Below are 15578 nucleotides of genomic sequence, written 5' to 3'. Positions count from 1 at the left end.
GACATGCCGACCCTGCTCATTGCCGATGACCACCCCTTGTTCCGCGCCGCACTGCACCGCGCGGCCGAAGAGGCGGTTGATGATCTGCAGATCAGTGAGGCCGATTCGCTGGACAGCGTGCTGGAGGCGATCGAGGCCCAGCAGATCGACCTGATGCTGCTGGACCTGCATATGCCGGGCAACCACGGCCTGGCCGGTTTGGCGACGATCCGCGCTTTGCAGCCGGGGCTGGCGATCATCATCGTCTCGGCCAATGAAGAGCCGCATGTGATTCGCCGCGCCATCGACCTTGGGGCGGCCGGCTATCTGCCCAAAAGCTCGGGCCTGGTGGACCTGCAACAGGCCTTGCAGACCGTGCTGGATGGCGAGCGTTGGATACCGGCGATGCTGCGTGAAACCGTCGCCCGGGTTGCGCCCTTCAGCAAGGACGCCGATCTGGCTGCGCGTTTGGCCAGCCTGTCCGCGCACCAGTACAAGGTGCTGAGCCTGGTCGCCGAGGGACTGCTCAACAAGCAGATCGCTGATCGCCTTGGCGTGCAGTTGCGTACGGTCAAGGCGCATATGACCCGCATCATGGGCCGGCTTGGCGTGCGCAACCGCGCGCAGGCGATTCGTGTGCTGCACGAAATGGGTCTGGCCGATCCGTCGCGGCAGATCGAAGAGGCGCAGGACGCCTGAGCTGCGGCGCGGCCATCGGCCGGCCGGTTCAACGCAGTCTGCGGTATCAGCCCTCGACCGTGCTGCGTGTAGCCAGCAGATGATTGATTGCCCAGCGCAGTGCCAGCGGCTTGAAAGGTTTGTTCAATAACGACAGGCCGACTTCGCGTACCGCCTCGCGGGTGTCGCTGCCGGTATCAGCGCTGAGGATCACCGTCGGCCGCTGTCCATGCATGGCGACAAGCCGCTTCCATAGCTGGACGCCGGTATCGTCATCGTCAAGGTGGTAGTCGAACAACCACAGGGCAGCTTCGGGCGCTGAAGCATCAACCGCCCTGGAGTCGCCGGCGGCGATGACATCGCAGCCCCAGGCGAGCAGCATCTGTCGCATCGCTTCCAATGCATCGGGATCGTTGTCGACCACCAGCACGCGTGTGCCCTTGATGGTGCTGTTGCTGCCGGCGGGTGTCTCGCTGCGTGAGGCAGGCGGCGGTGTTGCCTTCGACACCGTAATGGAGAACGCCGAACCGCGCTTGATCACACTGTGCAGGGCCAGTGGCGCATGCAACAGGTCGGCGATCCTGTGTGCAATCGCCAGCCCAAGGCCGAGCCCCTGGCCGTTGCTGCGGTCGCCGCGATGGAACTCCTCGAACACCACGCTCTGCTGCTCCGGGGTAATACCCGGACCGCTGTCATGCACGCCGATGGTCAGCGTTTCGCCATTGCGGCGCACGCCGAGCAGCACGCCGCCGCTGCGGGTGTAGCGGATGGCGTTGGCGAGGAAGTTCTGCAGCACGCGGCGCAGCAGCAGCGGATCGCTGTGTACCCACACGCGGCTGCGCACATAGCGGAACTGCAGGCCGCGTGCTGCGGCCAGCACGGCAAACTCCTGCGCCAGCGGATCAAGCACGCTCGACAAGGCGAACGGGCGCGGATCAGCCACCAGTCCACCGGCTTCCAGACGCGAGATATCGAGCAGGCCCGACAGCAGGTCGTCGGTGGAATCCAGGGCGCCGCGGATCTGGCGCAGGAAGCTATCCAGGAACTCGGATTCGATGTGTTGCGACATCGCGTCGGTGAGCAGCTGCGCGGCGTGCAGGGGTTGGATCAGGTCGTGGCCGACGGCGGTGAGGAAGCGGGTCTTGGCCACGTTCGCGCGTTCGGCCTCATGCACCGCCTGCTCCAGGCGCGCGGTGCGGTCCTGCACGCGCAGCTCCAGGGTCTCGTTACTGCGCTTGAGCGCATCCTCGGCCATGCGGAACGCGGTGACGTCGGTGAAGGTGGCGACGTAGCCGCCACCTGGCATCGGGTTGCCACGGATTTCGACGATGGTGTTGTCAGGGAAGATGCGTTCGGACAGATGCGGTGTGCCGCGGCGCATGTGCGCGATGCGCCGGTTCAGCGCCTTGCCAACGTTATCACCCGGGGCCTCGCCGATCTTCAGCTCACCCAGCGCCCATGCGGTGAGGTTGGCGACCGGCTGCCCGACCTGCAGCAATTCGGGCGGGAATTTGAACAGCGCGGCATAACGGCTGTTCCAGGCCACCAATTGCAGCTGGGCATCGACCACGCTGATGCCCTGGCTCATGTTTTCCAATGCGGCTTCCAGCAGGCGCTGGTTGAAGCGCAATGCCTGCGTAGCTTCGCCGACGGCGCGGGTGACCGCATCCAGTGGCGCTGCGCCACCATCGCGCGCGGCTTCGACCAGCAGCCGTGCCATGCCGGCGCCGACCACGGCGGTCAGCTCGCGCTCGATGGCGGTGACCCGTTCGTCATCCAGCATCTGCCCAGCGTGGCCATCCATCAGCTGCCGCGCGCGTTCCTGGCCAAGGAAACGCCCGGCAGTCTTGCGCATTGACGCTGCAGCCACGGCATCCTTCTGCAGCGGCAGCGATGGACGTATCGCGCGCGATACCAGCGCGACGGTGATCAGGTTGACCGCCAGGCTGGCGCCCATGCTGATCGCGATATGGCCGGGCTGCATGCGCAGCGAGAACAGTGCGAGCCAATGCAGACCTTCGGTGCCCGCCGCCGGGTCCGGTGCGGGTATCACCATCGGCAACAACACCAGCCACAGCCAGACCAGGGAGCCCAGCACGATGCCGGCCATGATCGCTGGCGACGGCGTGCGCGGCCGATACACCGCCAGCAGCACCGCCGGTGCCAGCTGCGACAAGGCAGTGAATGACATCAGGCCGAAATCGCTGAGCGCCTCGGTGCCGCTCATCGCGCGGCTGTACAACCACGACATCAGGAATACGGCGAGGATGCCGGCGCGGCGGAATGCCAGTACGCGCGGGCGCAGGTCGGCACCGGCGTCGTTGCCGGCGCCATTTACCCCAGCCAGCAGATGCGAGCCAAAGCCATGGTTGCCGAGCATGATCGACAGGGTCAGCCCGGACAGGATCATCATGCCGGTGGCGGCGCTGAGGCTGCCCAGGTAGGCGAGCAGCGCCAGCAGATGGTGGCCACGTTCCTGCGGCAAGGCCAGTACATACAGATCAGGCGATACCGAGGACCCGAGCTGGGCGGCACCGGACAAGGCCATCGGCACCGATGGCAGGCCGATCAACAGCAGGTAGAGCGGGAACAACCAGCGAGCGGTCTTCAGGTCGGAGGGCTGGCGCAGCTCGACCACCCCCACATGGAACTGATGGGGCAGGGTGAATGCCGCCATCGCGCCCAAGGCGACCATGGTGATGAAGTCGGGGATTACCGTCGGTGGCGGCAGATGCGCCATCTTTTCCAGCAGCGGCGTGCCCGCGCGATGCACCGACAACGCCGCATACAGGCCAATAGCGAGCAGTGCCGCAAGCTTGAGTAATGACTCCAGCCCCAGCGCCACCACGATGCCGCGGTTGTGCTCGGTGGCCGAGGCCTTGCGCGCGCCGAACAGCATGGTGAACGCGGCCATCGTCAGCGCGAACCAGAACGACATGTCCAGCTGCCAGCCGCTGGCGGCGAACTGGCCGCCCAGTAGCCTGCTCAGGCCTTGGCTTACCGCTTTGAGCTGCAGCGCGATGTAGGGAATGATGCCGAGCAGGGCGACTAGGGTGATGGTTGCGCCCAGCCCTTGATCGGTGCGCAGTCGCGCGACCACCAGATCGGCGATGGTGGCACTGTTGTGTTGCTTGGCCAGCCGGCCCAGCCGTGCCAGGAATGGCAGGCCCAAGGCGAAGATCAGCGCCATGCCGATCAAGGTCGGCGGGATCGGGAAGCCCCATTGCATGCCCTGCGAGGCGGCCCCGTAATAGGTCCAGGCGGTGCAGTGCACGCCCAGAGACAGCGCGTAGACGGCCGGCCATACCTTGCCGAGACGGTGACCCTGTCGCTCACCCCACAGGGCGACACCGAACAGCAGCACGGTCCACGCGATGCAGGCGAACAGGACGATGGAAGGGGTCAACATCGCTCCAGTGTAGAGAGAACCGTGGTCGGCGTGCTGGCGGCAGTGCGGGCGTGGGCTAGGGCGCGACTACGATCAGCGACAACTGCTCGGCGGCCAGTGCCAGCTCGCCACCGGGCTGCAGTTCGACGCTCTTGTGCTGGGTCAGCAGCCATTGCCCTGGCTGGCGCGGTTCCAGCGAAACCAGGCGCGAGCGCACCCGGATGTCGGAGCCACTGGGCACCGGTGCGAGAAAGCGGACCTTGTTCAAACCGTAGTTCAGCACATGGGCGATGCCGGCGAAGCCGATCAGGGCGGCCACGTCTTCTTCGACGGTGAGCGCGAGCAGCAGGAAGCCATGAGCGATGGTTCGCCCACCCGGTAAGTCGCTCTGCGCGCGGGCCGGATCGACGTGGATCCAGTTGTGGTCACCAGTGGCCTCGGCGAAGGCGTCGATGCGCGACTGCGGGATGTGCGTGAGCTTGCCCAGGCGTTCGCTTGCGGCCCATCGCTGCAGGGCAAGCAAGGCCGCCGGCATCTGCTGCGGCGTGTTGGTGGCGCTCATCGCACACGCTCCAGCAGGGCCAGGATCGCGTCACGTGCCTCAGGTTCCGACAGGGTCGGCGCATGGCCGACATCCGGCACTTCGACCAGGCTGGCGCTCGGCGAAGTGGCCGCCATCTGCTGGGCGACATCAGCCGGGAGGATGTCCGACAGCGCGCCACGCACGACCAGCACCGGCACCCGCGAGGTCAATCCACGCACCGCGCGCCACAGCACAGGCCGCAGCAGCCACAGCACCCAGGGGCGGGTGGTGCGGATGACGGCGGGGTCATAGTCCAGTTCCAACAGGCCATCGTCGCGCTGGCGGAAGCTGCGCGAAGCCATCGCCCGCCAATCCTCGGTGGTGAAGCGCGGGAAGGACGCTTTGCCGATCGATTCGGCGTAGGCAGTGGCTTGGTCCAAGTCCATCGGCGGCAAGGGTTTTCCTGCGTACTTGCCGATCCGCGCCAAGGCTTCACGTGGCACCTTGGGGCCTGCATCGTTGAGCACCGCCGCTGCGATCAGCTCCGCTGTGCGCGAGGCCAGGGTGATGGTGACCAGTACGCCCAGCGAGGTGCCGATGAACACCGCTTTTGCGATGTTCTGCGAACGCAGTAACGCAACCATGTCGTCGGCGTAGGCACGCGGGTTGTAGCTGGTTGGGTCGGGCGCGCGCGCCGAACCCGCACGCCCACGCAGGTCGACCGCGAGTACCCGCCAGCCGGCTGCTGTCAGCGTTTCGGCAAGGGCGTCGAAGTCGGCTGCATTGCGGGTCAGGCCGGGAATGCAGACCACCGTGCCGCGGGGCGATTGCCCCGCAGCTGGTGCATGGTCGCGCGCGTGCAGGCGCAGGCCATCGTTGCTGTTCCAGTACAGATCATCGTAAGACTGCGTCATGCAGGTGTTTCCTAGAAATCGTAACGGACGCTGAGACTGTACTGGCGCGGCGGGCCGTAGAAACCGATCAGGGTGCCGACCGCCGGGATGTTGTAGCCGGTGGTGCGGTATTCCTTGTCGGCCAGGTTGGTTCCCTGCAGGGAGAAAGTCCAGGCGTCATTGAGTTTCCAGATCACGCCGGCATTGACCAGACCGTAGCCATCCTGGCGGATCACCGGGCTCAGGTCGGTGGTCGGCCACACTTCGCTCTGGTAGCTGTAACCCACGCGCGCGGACAGGTTGCTGCCGTTGGCCAGTTCGGTGCGGTATTCCACGTTCAGCGCACCCGAGAAATCCGGTGCATTGGTGAACTTCATCTGCTTGGCGACGTTGACGCCGCGGTCCATGTACTCGTCGTACTTGGTGTCCAGCCAGGCCAGGTTGCCGGAAATCAGCCAGTGGGCTGTCGGCAGGTACTGGTATTCGATTTCCAGACCGTTGACGGTGCCCTTGCCGGCATTGGTGAAGTCGCCGAAGAAGGCATCGTTGACGCCGTCGCCGTTGGTGTCGATGCCAGTGAACACCGACAGCTGGATGTCCTTGTACTTGTTGTGGAAGGCCGACAGGTTGAGGAACAGGCGCGAGTCGAGGAAGCCCATCTTGCTGCCGATCTCGAAGCTGTCGACGGTCTCGTCATCGAACGGCTCGGCCGAGCGCGGCACCGCCACGGCGTTGGCGCGGATGTTGTAACCACCGGACTTGAAGCCGCGCGTTGCCAGCCCGTAGACCATGATGTCCGGGGTGATCTGGTAATCCAGCGACACCTTCGGCGAGACGTTCTTGAAGTTGGTGGTCTTGTCGAAGACCGCAGCAACTGCGATCGGCCGGGTGAAGGTGGCGTCGGAGTAGAAACGGTTCAACACGACGGCACGCTTGTCCTCGTCGGTGTAGCGGGCGCCGACATCGAGCTTGAGCTTGTTGGTCAGGTCGAAGGTCCAGTCCGCGTACAGCGCGATGCTGTCGGTCAGTACCTTGCCGCGGGTATCGCCGAACTGCAGGTTGAAGAAGTTGTTGCGGATCTGCCCGCCGGCTTCACCGCTGAACTGGTAAAGGCCAACCACGCCGCGCACCCGTCCACCGGCGTCGTAGTTGAACTGCACCTCGTTGCTGACCTGGCTGTCCTCGTAGAAGCCACCGACGTCGGCAAGCTTGACCGGCGTGGTGTCGAAGTCGATGTTGGAGTGGCTGTCCGACTCACGCTTGGCGACCACGTACTTCAAGGCGATGTCTTCGTTCGGGCGCCAGTTGACCGTAGCCGAGGCGCCCTTGGTCTCGACGCTGTTGAGGTTGCGCATGCCCGAGCGGATGTCGTAGCGGTCATCCATCGGCGGATACGCCGGGGTGAACGGATTGGGTGCCAGCATCTTGGAGCCGCGCATGCCGGATTGGTCATCAATCCAGTCCAACGCGAACTGCACGTCAAAGTCGTCGCCTGCGTAGGCGCCCAGGTTCAAGCGCGCCGCATTGATCTGCTTGTCGCTGATCGGCTGGCCGTTGAAGGTGTTTTCACCGAAACCATCGCGGTTCATGCTGGCCACCGCAATGCGACCGCGCAGGCCGCTGTCGGCGCCGCCCAATGGGCCGCCGATGGCTGCCTTGGCATCGAGCTGGTTGTAGTTGCCGGCGGTGACCTGGGCATAGCCCTCGACCTGCGTGGGCAGGCCGCGCGAGATGTATTTGATCGCGCCGCCAATGGTGTTCTTGCCGTACAGCGTGCCCTGCGGGCCACGCAGTACTTCGATGCGCGAGACGTCGAACACATCCAGCAAAGCGCCCTGCGGGCGGGCGATATAGACGTCATCCAGATAGATGCCTACGCCCGGGTCCGCGCCCCAGGTAGGATCGGATTGGCCGACGCCGCGGATATAGGCGGTGACCGTGCTGCTGGCGCCACGCGCCGCATAGATGGTCAGGTTGGGAACCTGCGCGTCGAGGTCGGCGATGTCCTGCACGTTCAACTTGTCCAGCGCTTCGGAGGTGAAGGCGGTGACCGCGACCGGCACTTCCTGCAGGGTTTCCTCGCGCTTGCGCGCGGTGACGGTGATGCTGTCCAGGTTGGTGGCCGACGCGGCCTTGCCCGTTGTCAGGGCAGCGGGTTGTGCTTCCTGTGCCAATACCGGCCCGGAGGCCAACAGCGCGCCGATCATCAGGCTCAAATAATTCCGCTTCATTCGGTCCTCCCCAGGCAAGTACGTTGTAGATGGCCGTATGCCACCCTCGGAGCCAAGGCTAGCGACGCGGGCGGGTAGCAGCGAGTGGACCTAGGTCCAGTCGGCAGCGGCCATCAGATCAGGATACTGAGCGCCTCCCCATCCGGAAGCGCCGTATGTCGTTACTGATCGTACTTGCAGCGTTGGGCTTCCTTATGCTGGTTGCCTACCGCGGTTACAGCGTGATCCTGTTCGCGCCCATCGCCGCACTCGGCGCGGTACTGCTGACCGACCCTTCGTTGGTGGCGCCGATGTTCACCGGCTTGTTCATGGACAAGATGGTCGGCTTCCTGAAGCTGTATTTCCCGGTGTTCCTGCTGGGCGCGGTGTTCGGCAAGCTGATCGAGCTGTCTGGTTTTTCCAAATCCATTGTCGGTGCGGCGATACGCTTGTTCGGCCCGCAGCGGGCGATGCTGTCGATCGTGCTGGTGTCGGGCCTGCTCACCTACGGCGGCGTGTCGCTGTTCGTGGTGGTGTTCGCGGTCTATCCGTTTGCCGCCGAGATGTTTCGCCAGAGCAATATTCCCAAGCGGCTGATCCCAGCGACGCTGGCGGTGGGCGGTTTCAGCTTCACCATGGATGCGCTGCCGGGCACGCCGCAGATACAGAACATCATCCCGACCACGTTCTTCGGCACCGACACCTGGGCCGCACCGGTGCTCGGCACCCTCGGCAGCATCTTTGTGCTGGCGGTGGGCATGGCTTACCTGGAGTGGCGGCGCCGTGTTGCCGTGCGCAACGGCGAGGGCTATGGCGATCCGGCAACCTTGGTCAACGAGCCGGTGCCGTTCATCGGCACCAATCTGGCACATGCCGGCATCGCGGTGTTGCCATTGCTGCTGGTGTTCGTGTCGAACAAGCTGTTCACCCTGGGCATCCCGCACTGGTATGGCGCCGAGCACAGCTTCGTGCCGTCCATCCTTGGCAAGGCCGCGCCGGTGGTGCAGGAAGTGCCGAAGATCGCTGCGATCTGGGCGGTGGAGGGCGCATTGCTGGTCGGCATCCTGGCAGTGATGCTGCTGGCCTGGCGACCGGTCGTCGCCCAGTTTGCCGACGGCACCAAGACCGCAATCAGTGGCGCCTTGTTGGCGGCGATGAACACTGCCTCCGAGTATGGCTTTGGCGCGGTGATCGCCGCATTGCCGGGTTTCATGGTGGTGGCCAATGCCTTGGGTTCGATCAAGGACCCGCTGCTGCATGAGGCCGTTACCGTGACTGGCCTGGCCGGTGTCACCGGCTCGGCCTCCGGCGGCATGAGCATCGCCCTGGCTGCGATGTCGGAGACCTTCATCGCCAACGCACAGGCGGCCGGCATACCGATGGAAGTGCTGCACCGGGTTGCCTCGATGGCGTCCGGCGGGATGGACAGCCTGCCGCACAACGGCGCCGTGATCACCTTGCTGATGGTGACCGGGTTGACCCATCGCCAGGCCTACAAGGACATCTTTGCGGTAACCATCATCAAGACCCTCGCGGTGTTTGTGGTGATCGGCATCTATTACGCCACCGGCTGGGTTTGACAGCGGCGTCGCAACACCCTCCTGGAGGGCTGGTCCACGAGGATTCCCGGTACGACTTCATCCACGACTCACGCATGAGGATCTGGTTATGAAATCTGGAATCGTTTCAATCAAGGCGGTCCTGCTACTGCTCTGCGCCTGGTTGGCGGCAGGCAACGCGTTTGCGCAGAGTTCCACAGGCCATTGGGATTTCGGTCTGTACGGCAACCTCTTCGGCAGCCGCGAATACCAGGTGTGGGTACCTGCCGGCTATGAGCAAAGCAAGCCACTGCCGGTGCTGCTGGTGCTGCACGGCTGCGTCAACGGGCCCAACCTGATGGGTGAAGCTTCGGGGTTCAATGATGTCGCCGATGTCGAAGGTTTCATCGTGGTCTATCCACGCCAGAACGTCACCGCCAACCCGACGCGCTGCTGGAACTGGCAGCTGCCGATCAACCAGGCGCGCGGCAGCGGTGAGGCTTCCATCCTTGCGGGAATCGTTGATGCGGTGAAGACCGGATACGCCGTCGACCCGCGGCGGGTCTATGTGACCGGTATCTCCGCGGGCGGCGCGATGACCTCGATCATGCTGGCCTGCTATTCGGACGTGTTCGCTGCTGGCGCCATCCACTCCGGCGGTATGTACAAGGGCGCGACCACCGTATCCGGCAGCGCCTACGCGCTGCTGGCCGGCAGCATCTATTCGCCGGAAAGCAATGGCAAGCTTGCCTGGCAGTGCTCGGGTTCACCATCGCCGCGTCTGTTGCCGGTGCTGGTGTTCCATGGCAGCGCCGATGCCACGGTCAACCCGGTCAACGGCCAGCAGGCGGTGCGCCAATTCCTGCAGACCAATGATCTGGCCGATGACGGCCTGGACAATGATTCGGTCAAGTACGTGCCGACCAGCACTGTTGCCGGCCAGGTGCCGGGTGGTCGCTCCTATACGGTCAAGAACTACAGCTATGGTGGCAGGACCCTGGTCCAGGACTATCTCGTGCATGGGATGGGCCATGCCTGGAGCGGCAGCACCTCCGGCTTGCCGTTCACCGATCCGCAGGGGCCGGATGCGACCTTGATCACCTGGTTGTTCCTGAAAGACCAGCTGCGTTGAGCGGATGCAGTAGCCAGCCGCTGATCGCCTGGAACGCTGGGAACTAAAAGAAGCAATGTGGTCGCCAGCGTGGGAGCGGCTTGCTCCTGCGCTGGCGTTCGGCTTTACGGGCTTGTCCGCTGGCAGTGCCATCGAATTGCAACCTTGTGCGACGATGATCTGCGCGCCTCATGCCGCGTCATTGGCCCTGTCCGGGCTGGGCGCAATCATCAACTGCCAACCAAGGCCATTCCATGCAGCGTCACCGCACCACCTCTGCAGTTACCCGGGTTACCCATGAATTCCCACGTCGCTCGCTGTTGGCCCAGGCCTGCGCGCTGTTGATCCTGCCGCTGGCCGCGCAGACCGCGCTGGCCCAGGATGCCGCGACGGCACTGGATACCATCACCGTCACCGCCGAGCGCCGCGAGCAGAACCTGCAGGACGTGCCGATCTCGGTAGGTGTGGTGCAGGGCGAAGCCTTGCGGGCCTATACCGAAGGCGCGGATGACACTTTGCTGGCGCTGTCCGGCCGTGTCCCCAGCTTCTACGCCGAGACCACCACCGGGCGCATCTTCCCGCGCTTCTATATCCGCGGCCTGGGCAATATCGATTTCTACCTGGGGGCGTCGCAGCCGGTGTCCATCATCCAGGACGACGTGGTATTGGAGCATGTGGTGCTCAAGTCCAACCCGGTCTATGACGTGGACCAGGTGGAAGTGCTGCGCGGCCCGCAGGGCTCGCTGTTCGGCCGCAACACCACCGCCGGCATCGTCAAGTTCGATACCGCCAAGCCCAGCCAGGACCCGAGTGGCCGGGTCAATGTGAGCTACGGCAGCTACAACACCGTATCCATCGATGGCGGCATGGGCGGGGCGATCAACGACGTGCTGTCCTACCGCGTTTCCACCCTGTACCAGCACCGCGATGACTGGGTGGACAACACCTACCGTGGCCCGAGTGCCGACGGCACGGTCTCGCCGAAGAACGACACGATGGGCGGCTACAACGACCGCAACCTGCGCCTGCAACTGCTGTACAAGCCCAATGAGCAGTTCTCGTTGCTGGCCTCGGCCCATACCCGTGATTACGAAGGCACCTCCACCCTGTTCCTGCGCAACGCACTGGTGAAGGGCAGCAACCGCGTCGATGTGGCGCGCGACAAGGTGGCGTTCGACGAAGCCGATAACAACCCGCAGGCCTACAAGACCCACGGCGGCTCGCTGAAGGCCACCTATGACTTCGGCAATACCACGCTGACCTCGATCAGCGCCTACGAGACCACCTCCGGCTACAGCCGCGGTGATACCGATGGTGGCGCGGCGGCCGACTACCCGGTCAACGGCCTGCCCAATGGTTATGGCCAGTCGATGGGCCAGGTGCAGGATCTGGACCAGTTCACCCAGGAGCTGCGGCTGGCCTCCAACGCCACCGACCCGTGGTCGTGGCAGGTGGGTGCGTTCTACTTTGACGGGCGCGACACCACTGATTTCTACCAGCGCGCCTGGTTCCTGGATACCGCGGCGCACAATCCCAACAACTGGGTGCGCCTGCGCAACATCAATACCTCCTGGGCGGGCTTTGGCCAGGTGAGCTGGAAGGCAACCGATGCGTTGACCCTGACCGCAGGCGTGCGCGCCACCAAGGACGAGAAGCACACCCGTCTGCTGAAGACCGCAGACACCGCCGCCGGGCTGGTGACCTACAAGGGCCGCCATGACGTGCAGATGTCCGATACCCAGCCCAGCTGGGATCTGAGTGCGATGTACGAGATCAGCCCGGAGCTGAGCCTGTACGCACGTGTGGCGCGCGGCTTCCGTGGCCCGACGATCCAGGGCCGCTCGGCGGTGTTCAATGCCGATTTCACCACCGCCGACTCGGAGACCATCCTGTCCTGGGAAGCCGGCATCAAGAGCAGCCTGCTGGACAACCGTCTGCGCCTGAACGTCAGCGGCTTTACCTATACCGTCAATGACATCCAGCTCAACGGCAACGATTCCAACGGCAATGGCGTGCTGTTCAATGCCGACAAGGCGCGTGCCTACGGCCTGGAAGCAGACCTGGATTGGCGGCCGATCCCCAACCTGTCGCTGACGGCTGGCTTGAGCCTGCTGCATAGCGAAATCCAGGACAAGCGCGTCTATGCGCAGGTCTGTGCGCTCAACGGCGTGGTGGTGTGCACGGTCAACGACCCGACCATCAAGATCGGCAGCAACGTCTACGCACAGATCGACGGCAACCCGTTGCCGAACGCACCCAAGTACAACCTCAACCTGGCCGCACGCTACGACATCCCGGTGGGCGATGACGGTGCGGTGTTCTTCGCCACCGATTGGAACAAGCAGGGCGAAACCCAGTTCGTGCTGTATGACAGCAAGGAGTTCTACTCCAAGGGCAACTTCGAAGGCGGCCTGCGCGTTGGCTATACCGGCGGCTACGGCGCCTGGGAAGTGGCGGCATTCGCCCGCAACATCACCAACGAGAAGAACCTCAAGGGTGTGATCGAGAACTACATGGCGGCGGTCTACAACGACCCGCGCATCATCGGCGTGTCGTTCAACTACAACTGGCGCTGAGCCTGCATCGGTAGTGCCGAGCCATGCTCGGCAGGGGGCTTTGCCGCAAAGCCCAAAGCCCCTGATCCGCCCCTTTGGGCACCTTCCCCCCAAAAGGGGGAAGGTGAGGCAACGCCAAGCATCATCTGTAGAGCCGAGCCATGCTCGGCAGGAGCTTTACCGCAAAACCCAAAGCTCCCCCTCATCCGCCCCTTCGGGGCACCTTCTCCCGTGAACGGGAGAAGGGACGAAGCCAAGCATTGCCTTTGTAGTGCCGAGCCATGCTCGGCAGGGGGCTCTACCGCAAAACCCAAAGCTCCCCTCATCCGCCCCTTCGGGGCACCTTCTCCCGTGAACGGGAGAAGGGAAAAAGCCAAGCATTGCCTTTGTAGTGCCGAGCCATGCTCGGCAGGGGGCTCTACCGCAAAACCCAAAGCTCCCCCTCATCCGCCCCTTCGGGGCCCCTTCTCCCGTGAACGGGAGAAGGGGCGAAGCCAAGCATTGCCTTTGTAGTGCTGAGCCATGCTCGGCAGGGGGCTCTACCGCAAAACCCAAAGCTCGCTCATCCGCCCTTCGGGGCACCTTTCCCCAAAAAGGGGGCTGCAGTCCCGCAAACGGGGGAAGCTGATCACGCTACTCCAGGCGCACCCAACCAGGCTCCACCTGGCTCATACTCCGCCCATCACCGAGCTGAGGGGGGGCAACGATGCGAGGTTTCCTGAAAGGACTGCTGGCCGTAGTGCTTGGCTTTATTGCAGGCAGCGCGGTGAACATGGGCTTGATACTGCTAGGTACCCAGCTGGTACCACCGCCGGCCGGGGTAGATACCAGTACCGCTGAAGGACTGAAGGCGGCGATGCCGCTGCTCCAGGCCCGCCATTTCCTGTTTCCCTTCCTGGCCCATGCCTTGGGAACCTTCGCCGGTGCCTTGGTTGCAACCTGGGCAATGGGACGCGTGAACAGACTCCCCGCGCTGCTGATTGGCCTGTTGTTCCTGATGGGCGGCATCGCCAGCTGTTTCATGTTGCCCGCACCGCGCTGGTTCGAAGTGCTGGACGTATTGCTGGCTTACCTGCCATTTGCCTGGCTGGGTTACCTGCTGACAAGAAAGCCAAGTCGTGTGGGAGCGGCGTAAGCCGCGAAGCTGAAGATCCAGTCGCCGTCGTGGTCGCGGGTGGGCCGGTGTTCCTGCGAACTACACCGCTTCCGCAGCACTCATCGGCTGCGGCAATGCCTGCCCGAAGCACAGCACATTGCCGGCCGGATCAGTCACGCTGAAATCGCGCATGCCATAGGGCCGGTCAGCAATGGCTACGGTGATGCCCACGCCGGCTGACTGCAGCTGCGCGTGATAGCTGTCGATTCCGTCAATGTGCAGATATAGCCGGCTGATGCCGCCGGGCTTGGCATCGGCGCGGCTGGCGAGGGTCAACTCCACCTCATCGCGGCATACCGCAGCCAACTCGGTGGGCTCACCCCACTCCCATGCCAATGCGAAGCCCAGCTTGTCGAGATAGAACGCCAGGGTGGTGGGCAGGTCCTCTGTAGCCAGGAAGGGGGAAACGGAGTGAAACTGAATGTGCGCCATTACGTTGCTCCGAAGACAGGGCTTCAGCGATAGTCGCATGCACGGCAGAGGATAAGCTCCCCGCGCCGACACGGTGATATGGAAGTACAACGACCAAGGAGATGCGTCGATGTCTTTGCCCGTGATTCTTGCAAGATCGTGCCTGTTTCTGTGCCTGGTTCTGCTCTGCGCCTGTGCTTCGATCCCGCTGTCCACCGCGTTGCGGCTTTCTTCATTGGATGAGCGTGCGCTGGTGCAACTGGAACCCGCAGATATCAGGATCAAGGTAGCGCTTCCGCGCGGAAACACGCTGAACCCGGAGGAAACCCGGCTGGTATTGCGGCTGCAGCCCGATGGCGAGGCTGCGCAGGTTGCGACGATGCCGCTGAGATTGGTGGGCTCCAGCCAAGGTGAACGCAGCTCCGGATTTTTCAGCCCGGCTGTTGCCGTTACAACCTACGATCTGGCGCTAAGCACGGAAGGTGCCGCTCAATTGCGCGGGCTGCAACGCAACGTGATGCGCTTGCGCAGTGAGTCTGGCAAAGTGGATATCAGCGTGAACGTGTCGTTCTCAGAAATAGCTGAAGGGACGAAGGAGATGCGCTTTTGGGTGGACATCAAGCTTCGCGCGAATGATGCCTATATGACCTTGTTTGATGGCGCCGAAATTAAATTCAAAATGGCCGAGGGCTGAGCCGGGCACTGTCGCGTCGGTCGCTGCTTTTCCAGGTGGAGTCCCGTCATGGGGATTACTCGCGTTCGCTCAAGTCTTGGGCGGAATCAGGGTCTTGGCGTAGCTGTCGCGGTCGATATCCACAATCTGCACGCTGATCTGCAGCTCCAGTTCGTCGGCAACGATGACAGCTTCAAGTGCGGCCAGGAGTTTGTTGGCAATATCGCGCTTGGTATCCGCATCGCGGCCACTGAGTAGTTCCAATCGCGCAGCCACAAAACCGCGTGGGCTTTCATTGATTCCGACCGCAAAGCAATCAAATGCGATGGCCCGTGACTTGATGTCGATTTCCTGGAATTGTCCGGTGCCGAGCAGCGCCTGATTGGCTGTTCGCAACAACGCCGGGGTAATGGTGGTACCGAGATTGCTGCTGTATTCAAGAGTCAGGTGGGGCATGGGGAGC

12 protein-coding genes are annotated in these 15578 nt (G+C 63.6%); 6 read left to right on the top strand and 6 right to left on the bottom strand.

The annotated features are described in order from the left end of the window. Window positions 1-3: 3 nt before the first annotated feature. Window positions 4-678, top strand: coding sequence for a response regulator transcription factor (locus tag ABB27_RS05635; RefSeq protein ID WP_057627256.1), 675 nt, complete (start codon window positions 4-6; stop codon window positions 676-678). A gap of 46 nt (window positions 679-724) precedes the next feature. Here the strand turns inward: ABB27_RS05635 and ABB27_RS05630 are convergent, their stop codons facing one another. The 4 genes from ABB27_RS05630 to ABB27_RS05615 are packed head-to-tail and all read right to left on the bottom strand — an operon-like array spanning window position 725 to window position 7692. After that, complete coding sequence (locus ABB27_RS05630) at window positions 725-4066, bottom strand: hybrid sensor histidine kinase/response regulator (protein ID WP_057627255.1); 3342 nt, start codon at window positions 4064-4066, stop codon at window positions 725-727. A gap of 55 nt (window positions 4067-4121) precedes the next feature. Beyond that, entirely contained in the window at window positions 4122-4607 is a 486-nt protein-coding gene (locus ABB27_RS05625) for a MaoC family dehydratase (RefSeq protein ID WP_057627254.1), read from the bottom strand. Next, window positions 4604-5482, bottom strand: coding sequence for an alpha/beta fold hydrolase (locus ABB27_RS05620; protein WP_057627253.1), 879 nt, complete (start codon window positions 5480-5482; stop codon window positions 4604-4606). Before ABB27_RS05620 ends, ABB27_RS05625 begins: the two co-directional genes overlap by 4 nt. Window positions 5483-5493: 11 nt before the next feature. Then, the gene (locus tag ABB27_RS05615; RefSeq protein WP_244479149.1) at window positions 5494-7692 is read right to left on the bottom strand and encodes a TonB-dependent receptor; all 2199 of its coding nucleotides are present in this window, start codon (window positions 7690-7692) and stop codon (window positions 5494-5496) included. Window positions 7693-7847: 155 nt separating this feature from the next. Between ABB27_RS05615 and ABB27_RS05610 the strand changes: the two genes are divergently transcribed. The 4 genes from ABB27_RS05610 to ABB27_RS05595 all read left to right on the top strand — a co-directional run bounded on the left by ABB27_RS05610 (window position 7848) and on the right by ABB27_RS05595 (window position 14010). Further along, window positions 7848-9251 (top strand): GntP family permease, encoded by a 1404-nt coding sequence (locus ABB27_RS05610; RefSeq protein WP_057627251.1) that lies wholly within the window; start codon window positions 7848-7850, stop codon window positions 9249-9251. A gap of 88 nt (window positions 9252-9339) precedes the next feature. Then, entirely contained in the window at window positions 9340-10341 is a 1002-nt protein-coding gene (locus ABB27_RS05605; protein WP_057627250.1) for an extracellular catalytic domain type 1 short-chain-length polyhydroxyalkanoate depolymerase, read from the top strand. Window positions 10342-10574: 233 nt separating this feature from the next. Further along, on the top strand, window positions 10575-12896 hold the full coding sequence (locus tag ABB27_RS05600; protein WP_057627249.1) for a TonB-dependent receptor: 2322 nt from the start codon (window positions 10575-10577) through the stop codon (window positions 12894-12896). 685 nt (window positions 12897-13581) lie between these two features. Then, window positions 13582-14010, top strand: coding sequence for a hypothetical protein (locus ABB27_RS05595; RefSeq protein WP_057627248.1), 429 nt, complete (start codon window positions 13582-13584; stop codon window positions 14008-14010). A 60-nt stretch (window positions 14011-14070) separates the two neighbouring features. Here ABB27_RS05595 and ABB27_RS05590 read toward each other — a convergent pair whose 3' ends face one another. Then, a complete protein-coding gene (locus ABB27_RS05590; protein ID WP_057627247.1) occupies window positions 14071-14463 on the bottom strand; it encodes a bleomycin resistance protein in 393 nt (130 codons plus the stop codon). Between the two features lie 109 nt (window positions 14464-14572). Here ABB27_RS05590 and ABB27_RS05585 point away from each other — a divergent pair, with 109 nt between their 5' ends. Next, the gene (locus ABB27_RS05585) at window positions 14573-15136 is read left to right on the top strand and encodes a hypothetical protein (RefSeq protein ID WP_152984452.1); all 564 of its coding nucleotides are present in this window, start codon (window positions 14573-14575) and stop codon (window positions 15134-15136) included. 69 nt (window positions 15137-15205) lie between these two features. On the opposite strand, the gene ABB27_RS05580 is transcribed toward ABB27_RS05585, so the two are convergent. Further along, window positions 15206-15571, bottom strand: coding sequence for a 5-carboxymethyl-2-hydroxymuconate Delta-isomerase (locus ABB27_RS05580; RefSeq protein WP_057627245.1), 366 nt, complete (start codon window positions 15569-15571; stop codon window positions 15206-15208). Between the last annotated feature and the right edge of the window lie 7 nt (window positions 15572-15578).

This window comes from Stenotrophomonas terrae (assembly GCF_001431465.1).
Lineage (GTDB): Bacteria > Pseudomonadota > Gammaproteobacteria > Xanthomonadales > Xanthomonadaceae > Stenotrophomonas > Stenotrophomonas terrae.
Note: the sequence above shows the minus strand (reverse complement) of the source record. Positions and strands in the feature narration are given on the sequence as shown.